General features: G+C 56.7%; 12 protein-coding genes and 1 tRNA gene. 9 read left to right on the top strand and 4 right to left on the bottom strand.

Features of this window, described 5'->3' with window-relative positions:
- The first annotated feature begins 25 nt into the window (after positions 1–25).
- The 6 genes from tkt to AC14IB_RS03615 all read left to right on the top strand — a co-directional run bounded on the left by tkt (position 26) and on the right by AC14IB_RS03615 (position 7,185).
- The gene (gene tkt / locus AC14IB_RS03640; protein WP_484230604.1) at positions 26–2,026 is read left to right on the top strand and encodes a transketolase; all 2,001 of its coding nucleotides are present in this window, start codon (positions 26–28) and stop codon (positions 2,024–2,026) included.
- Positions 1,992–3,065, top strand: a complete 1,074-nt coding sequence (locus tag AC14IB_RS03635) for a type I glyceraldehyde-3-phosphate dehydrogenase (protein WP_484230603.1) — start codon at positions 1,992–1,994, stop codon at positions 3,063–3,065. The genes tkt and AC14IB_RS03635 overlap by 35 nt, the downstream gene beginning before the upstream one ends.
- Positions 3,066–3,425: 360 nt before the next feature.
- On the top strand, positions 3,426–4,616 hold the full coding sequence (locus tag AC14IB_RS03630; RefSeq protein WP_484230602.1) for a phosphoglycerate kinase: 1,191 nt from the start codon (positions 3,426–3,428) through the stop codon (positions 4,614–4,616).
- A gap of 19 nt (positions 4,617–4,635) precedes the next feature.
- The gene (fba, locus tag AC14IB_RS03625) at positions 4,636–5,700 is read left to right on the top strand and encodes a class II fructose-bisphosphate aldolase (protein ID WP_484230601.1); all 1,065 of its coding nucleotides are present in this window, start codon (positions 4,636–4,638) and stop codon (positions 5,698–5,700) included.
- Between the two features lie 13 nt (positions 5,701–5,713).
- On the top strand, positions 5,714–6,667 hold the full coding sequence (locus AC14IB_RS03620; protein ID WP_484230600.1) for an alpha/beta hydrolase: 954 nt from the start codon (positions 5,714–5,716) through the stop codon (positions 6,665–6,667).
- An 86-nt stretch (positions 6,668–6,753) separates the two neighbouring features.
- Positions 6,754–7,185, top strand: a complete 432-nt coding sequence (locus tag AC14IB_RS03615; protein WP_068857952.1) for an SRPBCC family protein — start codon at positions 6,754–6,756, stop codon at positions 7,183–7,185.
- A gap of 14 nt (positions 7,186–7,199) precedes the next feature.
- On the opposite strand, the gene AC14IB_RS03610 is transcribed toward AC14IB_RS03615, so the two are convergent.
- Positions 7,200–8,219, bottom strand: a complete 1,020-nt coding sequence (locus AC14IB_RS03610; protein ID WP_484230599.1) for a hypothetical protein — start codon at positions 8,217–8,219, stop codon at positions 7,200–7,202.
- A gap of 188 nt (positions 8,220–8,407) precedes the next feature.
- Here AC14IB_RS03610 and AC14IB_RS03605 point away from each other — a divergent pair, with 188 nt between their 5' ends.
- Complete coding sequence (locus tag AC14IB_RS03605) at positions 8,408–11,020, top strand: hypothetical protein (RefSeq protein ID WP_484230598.1); 2,613 nt, start codon at positions 8,408–8,410, stop codon at positions 11,018–11,020.
- Here the strand turns inward: AC14IB_RS03605 and AC14IB_RS03600 are convergent.
- From AC14IB_RS03600 to AC14IB_RS03590, 3 genes are all read right to left on the bottom strand, one after another.
- Entirely contained in the window at positions 11,010–11,681 is a 672-nt protein-coding gene (locus AC14IB_RS03600; RefSeq protein WP_068857955.1) for a nitroreductase, read from the bottom strand. The two genes, AC14IB_RS03605 and AC14IB_RS03600, sit on opposite strands and share 11 nt — an antisense overlap.
- A gap of 54 nt (positions 11,682–11,735) precedes the next feature.
- A complete protein-coding gene (locus AC14IB_RS03595; RefSeq protein WP_484230597.1) occupies positions 11,736–13,019 on the bottom strand; it encodes a DUF3422 family protein in 1,284 nt (427 codons plus the stop codon).
- Positions 13,020–13,046: 27 nt separating this feature from the next.
- Positions 13,047–13,125: transfer RNA gene (locus tag AC14IB_RS03590), tRNA-Ile, on the bottom strand.
- A 294-nt stretch (positions 13,126–13,419) separates the two neighbouring features.
- Here AC14IB_RS03590 and AC14IB_RS03585 point away from each other — a divergent pair.
- Together AC14IB_RS03585 and AC14IB_RS03580 are read left to right on the top strand one after the other, a co-directional pair.
- A complete protein-coding gene (locus tag AC14IB_RS03585; RefSeq protein WP_484230596.1) occupies positions 13,420–13,860 on the top strand; it encodes a hypothetical protein in 441 nt (146 codons plus the stop codon).
- 34 nt (positions 13,861–13,894) lie between these two features.
- Complete coding sequence (locus tag AC14IB_RS03580) at positions 13,895–16,483, top strand: hypothetical protein (RefSeq protein ID WP_484230595.1); 2,589 nt, start codon at positions 13,895–13,897, stop codon at positions 16,481–16,483.
- The last annotated feature ends 37 nt before the right edge of the window (positions 16,484–16,520 follow it).

The following is a 16,520-nucleotide window of genomic DNA, read 5'->3' as shown; positions in this document are numbered from 1 at the left end:
CGCATGAGCCGACTGGAGCCACTGCATGCCCGCGCTGCCGCTGAATCAACGCCATTACGCCAATGCCATCCGCGCCCTTGCCATGGATGCCGTGAAGAAGGCCAACTCCGGTCACCCCGGCGCGCCCATGGGCATGGCCGATATCGCTGAAGTTCTGTGGCGTCAGTTCATGCGTTTTAACCCGAGCAACCCGAATTGGGTGAACCGGGACCGTTTTGTGCTCTCCAATGGTCACGGTTCGATGCTGCAATACGCACTACTGCACCTAACCGGCTACGACCTCGGCATCGATGACCTCAAGCAGTTCCGTCAGCTCCACAGCCGTACGCCAGGCCACCCCGAGTTCGGTTATGCCCCCGGCATCGAAACCACCACCGGCCCGCTCGGCCAGGGCATCGCCAATGCCATCGGTATGGCGCTGGCCGAGAAGACGCTGGCGGCGCAGTTCAACCGCGACGGCTTCCCGGTGGTCGACCACTACACCTACTGCTTCCTCGGTGACGGCTGCCTGATGGAAGGCATCTCGCACGAGGTCTGCTCGCTGGCGGGCACCTTGGGTCTGGGTAAGCTCATTGCCTATTACGACGACAATGGCATTTCGATTGATGGCGAAGTGGAGGGCTGGTTTACCGATGACACCGTGCAGCGCTTCCAGTCCTATGGCTGGCAGGTGATCGGTCCTATCGACGGTCACGACAGCGACGCCATCCGCACCGCCACGCTGGAAGCTCAGGCTGACAGCGCACGCCCCACCTTGATTATCTGCAAGACCGTGATTGGTGCTGGCTCGCCGAACAAGCAGGGCAAAGAAGATTGCCACGGTGCACCGTTGGGTGATGCCGAAATTGCACTGACACGTGAAGCGCTGGGCTGGACGCACGCGCCATTTGACGTGCCGCAAGAGATTTACGATGCCTGGGATGGCCGCGCGAAAGGCGATGCCTTGGAGCAAAACTGGGATGGCCTGTGGTCGTCCTACGCGAAAGCTCACCCTGCACTGGCTGCTGAACTGAAGCGCCGCCTCGCGGGCGATCTGCCTGCTGATTTCACTGCCAAGGCCAATGAGTGGATCGCTGCTTGCGACGCAAAGGCCGAGACCATCGCCTCGCGTAAAGCCTCACAGAACACGCTGAATGCCTTTGGGCCGCTGTTGCCGGAGCTGCTGGGCGGTTCCGCTGACCTCGCCGGCTCCAACCTGACGCTGTGGAAGGGTTGCAAGGGTGTGCAAGACCACGCCGACGGTAACTACGTTTACTACGGCGTGCGCGAATTCGGCATGAGCGCCATCATGAACGGTGTTGCTTTGCACGGCGGCTTTGTGCCCTATGGCGCGACCTTCTTGATGTTCATGGAATATGCCCGTAACGCCCTGCGTATGGCTGCACTAATGAAGCAGCGCGCGATCCATGTCTATACCCACGACTCCATCGGTCTCGGTGAGGACGGGCCAACGCACCAGCCGGTCGAGCAGCTGGCCAGCTTGCGTCAGACGCCTAACCTGGCATCGTGGCGTCCAGCTGATACCGTTGAGTCGGCAGTGGCATGGCGTGAAGCGTTGCTGCGAAAAGAGGGCCCGACCGCGCTGGTATTCTCGCGCCAAAACCTGCCGCACCAGACCCGCACGGCGCAGCAGATTGCGGATATCGCCCGTGGCGGCTATGTGCTGCGCGATGCCGCTCAGATTGACATCATTTTAATTAGCTCCGGCTCGGAAGTGTCTGTCGCGCAGGCCGCTGCCGATCAGCTCTCTGCAGAGGGTCTGGGTGTTCGCGTGGTGTCCATGCCCTCGCCGGATATTTTCCTCAAGCAAGATGCGGCCTATCGCGAGCAAGTGTTACCGATGGCGGTGCGCAAGCGAGTCGCCGTTGAAGCCTCGATCAGTGACTATTGGTACCGCTTCACCGGTCTCGATGGCGCGGTTATTGGCATGACCACTTACGGCGAATCGGCTCCGGCGGGCGACTTGTACAAGCACTTCGGCATCACCGCATATGCCGTGGTTGCTGCCGCCAAAGGCTTGGCCTGAGCGGGACGTTAACGGCGAGCGGCCGGACATGACCTTGCGCGTTGCCATCAATGGCTTCGGTCGAATCGGCCGCCATGTGCTGCGCGCGCTGATTGAAGCGGGTGAGCGTCAGCCGCTGCAAATTGTGGCAATTAACGACCTCGGCGAGCCGGAAGCGCTGCTGCATTTGCTGCGTTACGACACCACACACGGCCGTTTTCCCGGCGATGTTGTTCTCGAGGATCGCATCCTACGTGTCGGCAGCCAGCGCATCGCGTTCTATAACGAGCCGCACCCCGAGAAGCTGCCCTGGCGTCACCTTGCGGTGGATGTGGTCTTGGAGTGCACCGGTCATTTTCGCGCCCATGCTCAGGCAGCGCGCCACCTTGAAGCCGGAGCGGGGCGCGTCATCATCGGCGCTGCACCGTTCGACAGCGCTGATGCCATCATCGTGCATGGCGTCAACGAAGCCGATTTGCGCCCCGAGCACCGCGTCATTTCCGCGGCCAGCTGCACCTCGCACGCACTCTGCCCGCTGCTGCAGGCGTTCGAGCAGATGACCGGCATCGAGTCGGCGCTGATGACCGAAATACACGCCTACACCTCGGATCAAGTCCTCTTGGATCATGTTCATCGCGACCCCCGTCGTGGCCGCGCCGGCGCACAGAACATGATTCCGACCACCTCCAGCGCACTGGGCGTGGCTCGAAAAATTTTTCCAGAGCTGGCCGACAAGTTAGGCGGCTACTCGCTGCGCGTGCCGACCGTGAATGTTGCCGCCATTGATTTAACCGTGCAGATGAGTCGCCCACTGAGCGTGGATTTATTGCATGACGGTTTGCGTCAATACGCGGCCCTTCATGGCGCAGGCTGGATGGCCATAAACGATGAGCCGCTGGTGTCGGCAGACTTCAATCATCGTACCGAGTCGCTGATTCTGGATTTGACGCAGACTGAAGTGGTCGGCAGCCAAGTGAAAGTGTTTGCGTGGTACGACAATGAGTGGGGATATGCGAATCGGCTGCTCGATTTGTGTGCTGCATTGGCTGTTTTGCGGTAGTGCGCTGTAAAGCATGTGGTGGCTGCGTGGCCCCGCACTGACGGGAAAACGCATAAACCCGTCCATGGGGCTCTCCTCGGCATCCATGCCTCGGACGTTTCCCGCCAGTGCGGGGCCACGCAGCCACCACACGCGTTCAGTGCCGCGCCGAACCGGATGAGAGACGGTCGTTGGTTCTGCCACCGACTGTCAAAAGAGAATTGATGCTGTCTCTGGAGCGGAGGGGGTGCAGGGTGTGGAAGCGTGCGAGGCATGGATGCCGAGAAGAGCCCCATGGAGGGGTTTATGCGTCTTCCGCACACTGTATCCCCTCCGCTCCAGAGGCAGAGCCTGTTTATTGCAAGATAGGAAGCTAAGAAAATGACCGTCCTGAAAATGACCGACCTCGACCTGCGCAACCAGCGCGTGCTGATCCGCGAAGACCTGAACGTGCCGGTCAAGAACGGCGTGATCCGTTCCGATGCCCGCCTCGTGGCCTCACTGCCGACCATCAAGCTGGCGCTGGAGAAGGGCGCGGCCGTGCTGGTCTGCTCGCACCTGGGTCGTCCTGTCGAAGGCGAATACAGCGAAGAGAATTCGCTGAAGCCAGTCGCTGAGTGGCTCTCCGCCAAGCTCGGCCAGACCGTGCCGCTGATCGCCGATTATCTTGATGGCGTTGCAGTCGAGCCGGGTCAGGTTGTGCTGCTGGAGAACGTGCGCTTCAACAAGGGCGAGAAGAAAAACCTCGACGAGCTGACGCAGAAATATGCCGCGCTCTGTGATGTCTTTGTGATGGATGCTTTTGGTACTGCCCACCGTGCAGAAGGTTCAACGCACGGCGTTGCTCAATTCGCCAAAGTCGCTGCCGCCGGCCCGCTGCTGGCGGCCGAACTGGAAGCCTTGGGTAAGGCGCTGGACAAACCAGCACGCCCGATGGCCGCCATCGTGGCGGGCTCGAAAGTGTCCACTAAGCTCGATGTGCTTACCTCGTTATCGTCGATCTGCGATCAGCTTATTGTCGGTGGTGGCATCGCCAATACTTTCCTAGCGGCCGCTGGGTTCCCGGTCGGTAAGTCGCTGTGCGAACACGACCTGCTTGATACCGCGCGTGCCATCGCCGCCAAGGTCAGCGTGCCACTGCCTACCGATGTCGTGGTGGCGGAAGTCACCGGCCCGATTGAGGACTTCTTTGCCTTCGTGCAAGCCGCCACGCCGGTGGTCAAGGCCGTTGCTGATGTTGGCCCCAATGACATGATTCTCGATGTCGGTCCAGAGACCGCTGCGCGCTTCGCCGAGCTGCTGAAAGCCGCCAAGACCATCCTCTGGAACGGCCCAGTTGGTGTGTTCGAAGTCGATGCCTTCGGCGCAGGCACCAAGGCTCTGAGTCTGGCTATCGCTGAGTCGGATGCCTTCTCGATTGCCGGCGGCGGTGATACCTTGGCGGCCATCGACAAGTACGGCGTTGCCGATCGCGTGTCCTACATTTCCACCGGTGGTGGTGCTTTCCTTGAGTTCGTCGAGGGCAAGGTGCTGCCGGCGGTTGCCGCGCTCGAAGCAGCGGCTAAAAAATAATTTTTCAGGAGAAACTCATATGGCTCTCATCAGCCTGCGTCAATTGCTCGATCACGCCGCTGAACATCAGTACGGAGTACCGGCGTTCAACGTCAATAACCTCGAACAGATGCGCGCGATCATGGAAGCAGCTGCGAAGACCGATTCGCCGGTGATCGTGCAGGCCTCGGCCGGTGCCCGCAAGTACGCTGGCGCGCCGTTCCTGCGCCACCTCATCCTAGCGGCCATCGAGGAGTTCCCGCAGATTCCGGTGGTCATGCATCAGGACCACGGTACTTCGCCGGCGATCTGCCAGCGCTCCATCCAGCTTGGTTTCAGCTCGGTCATGATGGATGGCTCGCTGGGTGAAGACGGCAAGACCCCGACCAGCTACGAGTACAACGTCAGCGTCACCCGCCGCGTGGTCGAGATGGCGCATGCCTGTGGCGTCTCGGTGGAGGGCGAAATCGGTTGCTTGGGTTCGCTGGAAACTGGCATGGCCGGTGAAGAAGATGGTGTTGGCGCCGAAGGCGTGCTCGACCATTCGCAGCTGCTGACCGATCCGGAAGAGGCTGCACGCTTCGTGCAGGATACCGGTGTGGATGCCCTAGCGATTGCCATCGGCACCTCGCACGGCGCCTACAAGTTCACGCGTCCGCCCACCGGCGATATCCTGGCCATCGACCGCATCAAGGAAATCCACCAGCGCATCCCGAACACGCACCTCGTCATGCACGGTTCGTCGAGCGTGCCGCAGGACTGGCTGGCGATCATCAACCAGTACGGTGGCGACATCAAAGAGACTTACGGCGTGCCGGTCGAGCAGATCGTGGAAGCCATCAAGCACGGCGTGCGCAAGGTCAACATCGACACCGACCTGCGTTTGGCCTCGACCGGCGCCATTCGTCGCCACATGGCGTTGAATCCAGCCGAGTTTGACCCGCGCAAGTTCTTCAAGGACACCATTGTGGCCATGCGCGATGTCTGCATTGATCGCTACCAAGCCTTCAACTGTGCCGGTCAGGCCAGCAAGATTCGTGCATTGTCGTTGGATGCGATGACCGAGCGCTATATTCGAGGTGAGTTGCGTCAGCAGGTGCAGTAAGTAGACGACGGCGATGAAATTTAGCCCAGAGAAGGCTCGCGCTGCGTTACCGCGATTAGATCTGAATGTGCGAGCTCCGCTGCGCGGCGTTTTGCAGGACTATGCTGCTCACTACGGCTTAGATCGGCTGGTGCAAGCGACTGCAGCTACCCACTTTGTGGGCAAGCTCGAGGCCTACGGCTACGACATTGCCACGCAGGTGTTCTTGCCGCGCACACCTGCGAAGGGCACTTTGCTGGTACTGCATGGCTACTTTGATCATGTTGGTCTGTTCACGCACTTAATTCAGCGGGGCTTGGAGCGGGGTTATGCCGTGGCGTCCTATGACCTGCCGGGTCATGGGCTGTCGAATGGCGCATCGGGAGATATAGAAGAGTTTGTGCACTACCAGGAAGTCTTGCACGACATTCTGCAGGCATTGAAGCCAGAGTTGCCCGGCCCTTGGGTAGCGGTGGGGCAGAGTACCGGTGGTGCAATTTTGCAGCATCACGTGCTCAGCTCCTTGCAGGCAGGAAAGCGCCCGGCATTTGAGCGTGTGCAACTATGGGCGCCTCTCGTGCGACCGGCGCAATGGCGAAAGATCAACTTCGGCTACCGATTGCTGCATCGTTTCCGGAGCACAGTCCCCCGACACTTTCGACGTAGTTCCAGCGATCAAGCCTTTCTAGACTTTATCTGGCACCACGATCCCTTGCAGCATCGGCAAGTCCCGATGGGCTGGTTGGGCAGTATGATTCGCTGGGACGACCTCATGCAGGGGATGCCCGCGTGTCGATACCCAATAAGTGTGGTGCAAGGCGATCAAGACGAAACCGTTGATTGGCGCTTTAACGTTAATTATGTGCGTCAGCACTTCTATGTAGAAGGCTATGTTGAGGTGGCAGGCGCCGCACATCACCTGGCCAATGAGCAGGAAGCCCTGCGCGAGCAGTGTTTGCGTGCCCTCGATCGCTATCTGTTGAAGTGACACGCGGGCTTGCCCTCAAGGGGGCTGCTCCGGCATCATCGATCATCGATCAAATCTGACGATAACTATTTTCAGAAGAGGGTGACATGGCCAGACAACACATCGAAATTTTGCATTCCTTCCCATTTTCCGTCGATAAGCTGTATGGCTTTCTCGCAGTTCATGAAAATCTGTCCGCGATTTTTCCGGCCAAGATCAAGCGCGTAAAAGATGGTCAAGATCATGCTAATGGCGTGGGCTCAACTCGTCGCATGACGATTGCACCGGGCGTGGTTTTAGAAGAAACGGTCACGAAAGCCGAAACCAATGAGCTGATTGAATACACCATTAGCAAAGGCGGTTGGCCGGTCAAGAATCACTACGGCGTGATGCGCTTTTACTCGGCCGAAAATGGCTGCCGTTTACACTACACCATTGACTTTGATTCGGCGCTGCCGGGCACTGGCTGGGTGGTGAAGAAGGCGTTAGAAGCGCCCATTCGAGCCGGTTTGAAAAAGTTGGCGGCACGCGGTCTGTAAGTGAAAAGTGGGTATCAACCGGCGTTGATACCCACCAGCACCTCTAAGCGACCGGGGCGTACCCGAAGATCGCGAATTTCAAATTGATTAACCAATTGCATGAGTAGGTCGCGGCTGTCCTTGAGTGTGGTCAAACCCGGCAACACGCTTAAGTCACTTAGGCTGAGCAGCTTGTCGACCATCCAGGCGCGGTTATTCAGCAACTCAATCAAGTCGGATTTTTGCAGGTCGATGCGCCACAAACGCGGGCCTTCGCGGCGAAAGCCTGGCAGATCTTCTAACATTTGATTAATGGGCGAGCGCGTGGGCAGCCGATTTGCCATAAAAAAGCTGCCTCTAGCGATTTGTCTTGTGGCCCAGTTAGCGACCAAATTCGTCTGACGAAACTGTGCATCAAGAGACTCGTCCACCTGTCGAACGCGAAGGTACTGTTCGTCCCGAGAGATCTTGCATTCCAATACATCGAACTCGAGCTCAACGGTATAGACCAAGCGATTTTGGTGGCCATCAACCGCCACGGTTAATCGGTCATCGCCGCAATAAACGGCAACATGGTCCACACTGGGGTTGCGCTTGGCGATTTGCCGAACTTGCTTATTCAGCAGGCTTTCAGGCAAGGCAAGCGTGAGGGTAGATTTTCGAAGGTAGGCTTGCGCCATCTGCAGGGCGACTTCTTTGGCAATCTGGCTGGCCGCCTTAGCGGTATCCCCGGCGATTTGTGCGGCGACTTTGGCGCCATCTTCGGCGAGCTGGGCAACGACTTGCGCGCCTTCAGAGGCAATCTGAATAGCTGAGCGTGCCGTTTCGCTGGCTATTTCCGTCACACTCTTGGCCGTTTCGTTGGCTAGTCCGGCAATTTCCCTCGCCGTTTCGCTGGCAGCGCCGGCGACGTCACGTGCAGCGGAGCTGGCACGCTCGGCGAGCTCTCGCGCACTGCGTACGGCATTGCGCATCGAGTGATCGAGCGCGGTTCGCGTTTTACTCGGCTGGGAAATGGGTTCGGATGGAATGTCTGGATTGACGTCATCATTCATGGCGCATGCGCTCAACAGGTGGCTCAGCAGAAGTGGCCAAGTAGTCACGATGGGAGTGCATGGTAGCGCGGCGAAGCGGGGATGAGCAAAGCGCGAGTGATTAAATTCTGGCCGACAACGAGGGGCTGCGCTAAACTACCGACAACAAGAGCTGTCACATCAGCAAATAATAAAAATAAGAGGTCGTTATGCCCCGCCAACTTGCGCTTCGAGCCATTTTTCTAAGTCTTATCTTTGCGCTCTCTGCATGCTCTTCAAGCTCTGATGTCATTGTGGGTCCGGGCGGCGGTGATCCGCCCCCGCCACCACCAAGCCCTGAAGTTGACAGCACGGAGGCACGCACCCGCTACGAGTTCAATAACCGTTGCGTCGTCTTGCAGTCGCTGAGTAACTCGCGCTTTGTTGCGAGCTCAGGCGCTGGGTTTGCTGCATCGGCCACCGCTATCTCAGGGGCGGAAGCTTTCTACTTCAAGCCCACGGCGCTCGGTGACTACCTGCTGTTGACGAAGTCAGGCAACCTGCTCACAGCGAATACGCCGATAACCAGTAACCCATTATCCGCAGCCACAAACGCAAATATCATCACGGTCAACGTACTGGGTGACATCACCAATTATGTTAAGCCGCCGGTCACAAATCGCGAACCCACTGAGGCTGAAATTACGGCCTATCGGTCGTTTGTAGACCCGCTCTTGTCAGGCAAAATCTACACGCTCACCGCCGCCGCAACCGGCCAGCGCGTTCAAACCACGAGCGACGGTGCGTTGAGCCAAGGTGCGGCTACTTCAGCTCTGCCACAGCAGTTCCGTTTGCTCACTGTTTCTGCCGAAAGCTGCGCTACATTCCCTGAAGCGCAGAACAACGCGGTAGGTGAAACGTTCAAGGGCACGACAGAGGATGGCCGTGTATTGGGCATGGTCGATGCCCATGTGCATTTGAGCGCAACCAATTTCTTGGGTAACGCGCAATATGGCGACCCTTTCCACCGCTTTGGCGTGACGCATGCCCTAGCCGATTGCAAGGGCGATCATGGCGAGAACGGCATGCTCGATCTGATCGGCAGCCTATTTGTGAATGACCTTGATGGACACCTTACCGATGGCTATCCGACCTTTTCTGATTGGCCGTCACGCGGCAGCTTGACCCATGAAGCGATCTACTGGAAATGGTTAGAGCGTGCGTGGATGGGCGGCTTGCGCATCATGGTTAATGATTTGGTTGAAAATGAAACGCTGTGTGAATTGCAGCGCAACGTGACCAAAAATCCCTTGCTCGACTGCAATGAAATGAATAGCGCCGCTCGCCAAGTTGGTACGCTCTATGCCATGCAGGATTACATTGATGCCCAGTACGGCGGTCGCGGAAAAGGTTGGTTCCGGATTGTTTTGTCCCCTGCAGAGGCTCGTCAGGTTATTGCTGAAGGCAAGCTGGCGCTGGTGATTGGTATTGAGATTTCCAACGTGCTGGACTGCAAGGTGAACTACAACCCCCTGCGTCAGCAAGAGCCTTGGCAGGAAACGGGTACCGGCGCAACGGAAAATAGTTATACCTGTACCGAAGCCTCTATGAAGCAGCAATTGGGGCGCTTACTCGGTTTGGGCGTGCGGCAGATCATTACTATCCACGAGTTCGATAACGCCTTCGGTGGAAACGGTATTTTTGATGGAACGATTCTCAACTTAGGTAATCGTGAAAATAGCGGCGGCATCCCCTCTGGTGATCTCACAACAATCACCAATGCATTAAGCTCGGGCTCGCCCTCACAGATCTCTCCACTGGGCTATTTACAATCCGCAGAGCGGCCCACGGGTGAGTTCTGGACAACCTATGACTGTCCGGAAGAAGGCGTTAATGGCTTCGACTACCTCTGGGGTAGCTCAGGTGGTGCGACCATGACCAGCCTAAACACTTTAGGGTTGCCGCTTCCCGGTGAAGTGTGTCCGTTCTTGGGGCAGGGCGGCCGCCCCGGCGGGCTTTTCTTGTGCTACCCCGCCAAGAAGCAATGTAATGCGCGTTGGATGACCCCCATGGGCTTGCTGACCTACAAGGAAATTATGAAGGCGGGGATGATCTTTGATATTGATCACCTCGAGCTGGAAATGAAGACTCAGGCGCTGGAACTTGCAGAAGCGCAAACGCCGGCTTATCCATTTGTGTCCACCCACGGCACGTTTGGCGGCACCAGCAAAGACCAAGCGCGCCGTATCCTAAAAAATAACGGTTTTATCTACCCCAGTTTGGGTAATGCGCCCAGCCTGCTCGCTGATAAGCGCGAAGTGAAGGCGCTTTGGGAGTCGCTGCCCGCACCACGGCCATTCTTTGGTTTTGGTTTCGGAACCGACACCAATGGCCTGTCAGCGCAAGCCGGGCCGCGCAGTAATGTGCCGGAAACTAAGCGCGTGAAATACCCCTTCACGCTCTTTACCGGCGAGCCATTCAGCTCTATCCCCGAATTTAAAAACGCCGCTCAATTTAAGCCGGTGGTTTTTAATCAACCGTCCGAACGAAATGCGGCGGGTATTGGTAAAACATGGTCGCTGGATGTGGATGGCAGCGCGCACTACGGCATGCTCAGCGATTTCGTTGAAGAGCTGCGCCAGGAAGGCACGGCCACGGACATGCAGGATGTGTTTAATGCCGCTGAGCGCTATCTGCAAACCTGGGAAAGTACTTTGGCTTCTCAGCAGGGCATTAAACTGGCGGGAAATGTGGTGAAGGAGCCAACGGCGAAGGCGATTCTCCGCCCTGCACCCAAGCCCGCCAGTCCGCTGCCGATTCCTTTCGCGCTGCCTAGTCCTTGAACTGAACGTTTTCTGCTAACGGCGCACGTACTGTGCGTGCGTTGTTAGCAGCAATGGCGGGATCTTCATACCCAAACGAAATGCCGAACAGGATGGCGATGTCTTCGCTAATGCCGAAGGCTTCGCGCACATCCGTGGGGTAATAGCCCATGGAGCCCTGCGCACACGAGCTGATTCCGTGCGCGGTCATGGCCAGCATCAGCGTCTGCGCGTACATGCCCACATCCAGCGCCATGGGAATGCCAAAGGACTTGTCCATGCCAATAAAGCAAACGTGTGGCGCATCAAAAAGTTCGAAATTGCGCAGGGTGGCTTGCATACGACCCATTCTGTCGCCGCGCTCAATGCCCATTGCACCATAGAGCGCCTGCGCGCATTCCACTTGGCGGTCACGATGTGTGCCAGTTAATGACGGCATGAAGCCGATATCTGGGGTCATGGCGCGGCCACTGGCCACGCCATCCAAAAAGCCTTGTCGTAATTTATCGCGTGTTGCGCCAGAGGCGACGTAGACCTGCCACGGCTGAACATTGCAGTTGGACGGTGCCCATTGCGCCAGTTCGAAAACCGCATTTAAGGTGGCTTCAGGGATCGGTGTGGGTAAATAGCCACGGACAGAGCGGCGTTGGCGGAGGCAATCTTCAAAGCTAATGGCGGTCACGGTGCGCGTCCTCGAGAAGTGAGGACGGCACGGTAGCAAATTTAGACTAAGCGGTCACTGGCCTAGGCCGCGTCTTAACTGGCGCATACCTCGCCACACCAGCGCGACACAGACAGGGACTGAGAGTCCGGTAATCAATGCAGGATGCGCCAGGAGTTGCATCTCATGTAGAGACTCAGCGGCATATTTCACCAGGCCGACTAAGTAATAGCTAATAGCCACGACCGACAGCCCCTCGACTGCTTGTTGCAGTTTGAGTTGGATTTGACTGCGCTGGTTCATGGCGTGAAGCAGTTCCTGATTTTGAGCCTCAAGGGTGAGGTCAATGCGCGTGCGCAGCAGTTCACTGGCCCGATCGATGCGTCGCGCGAGGTCGTCGAGCTGACTCACAGCGGCTTCGCAGGTGCGGAAAGCCGGTGTCAGGCGGCGGGGTAAAAACTCACTAAAGGTTTGCAGACCAGACTCCTCCTGCTCACGTAATCCCGCTAGACGATTTTGAATTAACTCGTAGTAGGCGCGTGCGGCGGAGAAGCGAAAATTGGTTTGGGAGCGCAGGTGCTCAATCTCGGCTGCTAGCGTAGAGAGCGCTGAGAGCAGGCGGCGTTCATCCCCTAAGCCCCGAATCGCATTTATTTCAGCGGTGATGGTGGCGAGCTGCTCGTCCATGGAGGTGAGCGCAGGCGCCATTTGGCGCGCCAACGGGAACGCCAACAGCAGCATCATGCGATAGGTTTCTAGCTCCAATAAGCGACGCACTAAGCGCCCAAGCTGGCAGGGATTTAGGCTGCCATTTTGGATCAGTATGCGCCCCATGCTGTCGTTATGGAGGCGGAAAGCAGTCCACAATCGTGCCTTTCGGTCGATTACCCACGAACTAATAAGCCGATGGCCATCGAAGTGTTTACGCACGCTGTCGGCATCGGGAGCGCGTGTCGGTAAGGCATGAATTTCAATGTGCACGCCGCTAATGATTTTGCCCGGCAGCTGCGCTAGCCATGCGCTAGGCAGCAAGGAAAGCGCGGGAACCAAAAATGGCGCGGCGGCAGCTTCGGCGTGAATGACGGTATAGGTTGAAAACTCGGTGTGACGTTCCCAGCGCAATTCCAGCTGACCAAAATGTAAATGCTGACAAGCCTGTGAGTTGGCTGGGGGTGGAAAGCCTAAGTGCAAGCACAGCTGGGTGAGATGCTGTACTTCTGCTTCGCGTGTCTGCCCTTCGTGCAGCAGCGCCAGTTGCGAAATACGAGCTCCTTGGCCAAGTACCGGAAAAGGTCTGGCATGCAGCTCATTGAAAAGCGTGTTGTGCTCTGGGTGTAGAGGCAGATAGCTAGTCGTCACGGGGCAGGTTCAATGCAGAAAAGGGATTGGTAGGCCCCCCGGGAGTCGAACCCGGCACCAACGGATTATGAGTCCGCTGCTCTAACCAAGCATGAGCTAGAGGCCCATTGTGTCGGCGCTAAGTCGATCGGCGCCAGCAAACGGAGCGAGAGTGTAGCAAGAGAAAAGCCATTTGTACTGAGCTTTACATGAATTACGTGACTTACAGGTCTGTAACAAGCGGCTCGTAAAGTCGTCAAATAGATGACGAAATCCATTTCAAGTAATTACCGCGAGTAACAATTTAATAACAAGGTGGCCAGAATGTAAGTATTTCTTTCGGGCTAGAATGGCATCGTTTAAATAATGGGCAACAAATATGTTTTTACTGGCACGATTAACAGCGTTTATGTTTCTGCTTGTGTCAACGTCTCTGTGGGCAGCGGGGCCGCTGGCGATTGAGCTTAAGTCGGAGAAAGTCACAACCGTTATGGTGCTCGGTAAGCCCGAGGAGCGTCGCGAAGCGGCGAAAGCGGTAAAGCCCTCAGAATTAATTGAGTACCGTGCTAACTACAAAAACACCAGCGCCAAAGAGCTGCGTGGTGTTCAAGCTGTTTTGCCGATTCCTTCGGGCATGACCGTTGATTTGAGTTCGGCGAAACCATTGCTGGTGCAAGCCAGCACTGATGGTCGCCTGTTTTATCCGGTGCCGCTGACTCGACAGGTTCGAGCAGCGGATGGACAGTTGAAAACCGTGAATGTGCCTCTGAGTGAGTATCGTGCCCTGCGCTGGTCGCTGGGTGCATTGGCGGCGGGCGCCTCGCGGGAAGTGGTTTTGCGGGCGCGCGTTAACGCTAACTAAGGACACGCATTAGTTTAAATATTGGAGCTACACCATGAATGCCACTCAGTGGAAGAAACGGTTAGTCGCAGGTGTTTTTGCCTGTGCTTTCCTGCCTGCAGCATACGCTGCGGCACCGGCAGCCAATACCGTCATCGGTAACCAAGCGTCGGCCAGTTATACCGACGCGGCTGGTAATGAATTTACGGCAACGTCCAACTTGGTGACCTCGACAGTTCAGCAGGTTTATAGCCTGACGCTGACTGCGACGCAGTCCAAGTCGGCGGCTCAAGGTCAGTTTGTCTATTTCCCGCATACGCTGACCAACACCGGCAATGGTGCAGATGTATTTGCGCTCACCAAGGCTGATGGCACTCCTGGCGTAACAAACCTGGCAGCACCTAAGGTTTTCCGTGATAACAATGCCAATGGCGTTGTGGATGTCGGCGATCAAGAAATTACCTCGATCAATCTGGCGGCGGGCGAGCAGGTTGCGTTAATTGTTCAAACGCAAACGACCACCAACCAGACTGACTCGGTCACGCTGACAGCAACCAGTCAGGGCGACAACACAAAAACAGTGACCAACACCGACACGGTGAACGTTGTCACGGGCGCCGTCATTGAAGTCACCAAGTCGATTAGTAAGACATCTGGTGTGGCGGGCGATGAATACATCTACACCCTGACCTATCAGAACATTGGTAACGCACCCGCGGCTCCGGTGAAGCTTTCCGATGTGCTCGATAGCAACCTGACTTATAAGGCGGGTACTGGGCGTTCAAACACGAACACCACGCTCACGGATGCCGCTGATGCAGAAACTAACTCTGCGGGCGTCACGTACAGCGTTACCGGCCAGACCATTAGTGCTCAAGTCGCTAGTGTTCCAGCGGGTGGCAGCGGTACGTTGCAATTCACGGTCACTGTTAAGGTGGCAACGCCAGCGGGTGTAATCAACAACACCGCTAAGTACTGCTTTAATGATTCGAACTGTGCGCCTACTACGAATACCAACACAGTGGCTTTCCAGGTCAATCAGGCAGCATCAGTCGTTGCCTATGACGTGGGCAATGCCAGCACAGGTAATGGTGGCGACGATAAGGTGCTTGTAGCCTCTGCTAACCAAGGCGGCACGGTTACGTTCACCGACTTCATCTACAACACGGGTAATGGTGTTGATCAGTTCAACATTAAAATTGCTCCGGGCACTTTCCCGGCTGGTACGAGCTTCCAGCTCTATAAATCCGATGGGTTCACGCCATTGCTGGATACCAATGGCGATGGTGCGCCTGACACCGGTGACGTTTCGCCAAGCACCACAGTGCCTTACAACGTGGTCGTGAAAGCGCAGCTGCCTAAGGACTTCTCGCCTGCACCCGGTAATGGTCCGTATACCGCTACCTTGACGGCGACTTCTGTGGTTGACCCAACAAAATCAGACACTGTGCTGAATGAGTTGACGACAATTAAGAGGGCAACAGTCGACCTTACTAACGGCGCTGACAGTAGTGCGGGTACTACTCAGGCTGGTGGGCTGGGTGTGGGTGCAGGTACAGATTCGGCTATTACAACGAAAACGGTAGTACCCGGAAGCGTTGTGAAATTCTCGTTAGTTGTTACCAATCCATCTGCAGCAGATAACGGCGTAGCTGATACCTATGCCTTGTCGGCAGTGAATGAGTTCTCTGCGCCTTACACGGCCTTTAGTGCGCCAGGCTACACAGTCGCTTTCTTCCAGGATGCAACTGCATCTGGTGCGGCGTGTACCACGCTGGGTGCGCAGGTTAGCGACACGGGAAATATCAATGCGGGCGCTTCGGCAAAGTTCTGTGCTCAAGTGACTGTATCCGCCTCGGCCGCTCCTGCGACTACCAAGATATACTTCCGCGTAGTTTCGCAGCTGACCGGTGCGACCGATATCAAGCGTGACGACGTGGTCGTCGGTGAAACGCACAAAATCGCGTTGAACCCTGACAATGTTCAGCAAGCCTTCCCCGGTGGCGTTGTGGTGTACACCCACACATTGCAGAACTTGGGTAACGTGGCTGAGAGCGTCACCGTGACAAAGGCAGACAGCAACGGTGTATTTGCCTCGGTCATGTATTTCGACTCCAACAACAATGGCGTATTTGATGAGAATGATGCCTTGCTCACTGCACCACTGGCCCTGACGAAAGCAGGCACTGTTGGTGATAGCGTTAAGGTATTCGTTCGTGTCTCGGTGCCGTCGAACGTGGCTGCTGGTTCATCGAACGTCACGACATTGACTGCCACAGCAGGCACGGCTACGGATACCGCCGTGGACACAACGAATGTTGTGTCGGGTTTTGTTCAGCTCGATAAGAAGGCCGCGAAAGACAGCAACTGTGATGGCATTCTCGATGTTGCAGATGCCTCACAAATCAAACCAGGTGAGTGCATCATTTACACCGTAACGGCCAAGAATAATGGCTCCACTACGGCCACGGGCGTACGCGTTGCCGATACGGTGCCTGCTTTCACCAGCCTCAATGGCACTCCGGGTTGCAGCGTCACTGGTTGCAATGCCGTGGTCTCTGGTAACGCCATCCGTACGGATGCCGTGAATCTGGAGCCAGGCCAGACAGTTGTTCTGACCTTCCGAGTCAAAGTCGCTGAGTAATCAGCTGCTGCGGTAAATGCAATGCCCGGATGGCCTC

The organism is Perlucidibaca sp. (assembly GCF_057084925.1).
The sequence above is the reverse complement of the archived record's forward strand: the minus strand, read 5'-3'. Positions and strand labels throughout refer to the sequence as shown.

Excerpts from the sequence above, each read along its gene's own strand:
- tkt (WP_484230604.1), top strand. The coding sequence starts at position 26 with ATGCCCGCGCTGCCGCTGAATCAACGCCATTACGCCAATGCCATCCGC.
- AC14IB_RS03635 (WP_484230603.1), top strand. The coding sequence starts at position 1,992 with ATGCCGTGGTTGCTGCCGCCAAAGGCTTGGCCTGAGCGGGACGTTAAC.
- AC14IB_RS03630 (WP_484230602.1), top strand. The coding sequence starts at position 3,426 with ATGACCGTCCTGAAAATGACCGACCTCGACCTGCGCAACCAGCGCGTG.
- fba (WP_484230601.1), top strand. The coding sequence starts at position 4,636 with ATGGCTCTCATCAGCCTGCGTCAATTGCTCGATCACGCCGCTGAACAT.
- AC14IB_RS03620 (WP_484230600.1), top strand. The coding sequence starts at position 5,714 with ATGAAATTTAGCCCAGAGAAGGCTCGCGCTGCGTTACCGCGATTAGAT.
- AC14IB_RS03615 (WP_068857952.1), top strand. The coding sequence starts at position 6,754 with ATGGCCAGACAACACATCGAAATTTTGCATTCCTTCCCATTTTCCGTC.
- AC14IB_RS03610 (WP_484230599.1), bottom strand. The coding sequence starts at position 8,219 with ATGAATGATGACGTCAATCCAGACATTCCATCCGAACCCATTTCCCAG.
- AC14IB_RS03605 (WP_484230598.1), top strand. The coding sequence starts at position 8,408 with ATGCCCCGCCAACTTGCGCTTCGAGCCATTTTTCTAAGTCTTATCTTT.
- AC14IB_RS03580 (WP_484230595.1), top strand. The coding sequence starts at position 13,895 with ATGAATGCCACTCAGTGGAAGAAACGGTTAGTCGCAGGTGTTTTTGCC.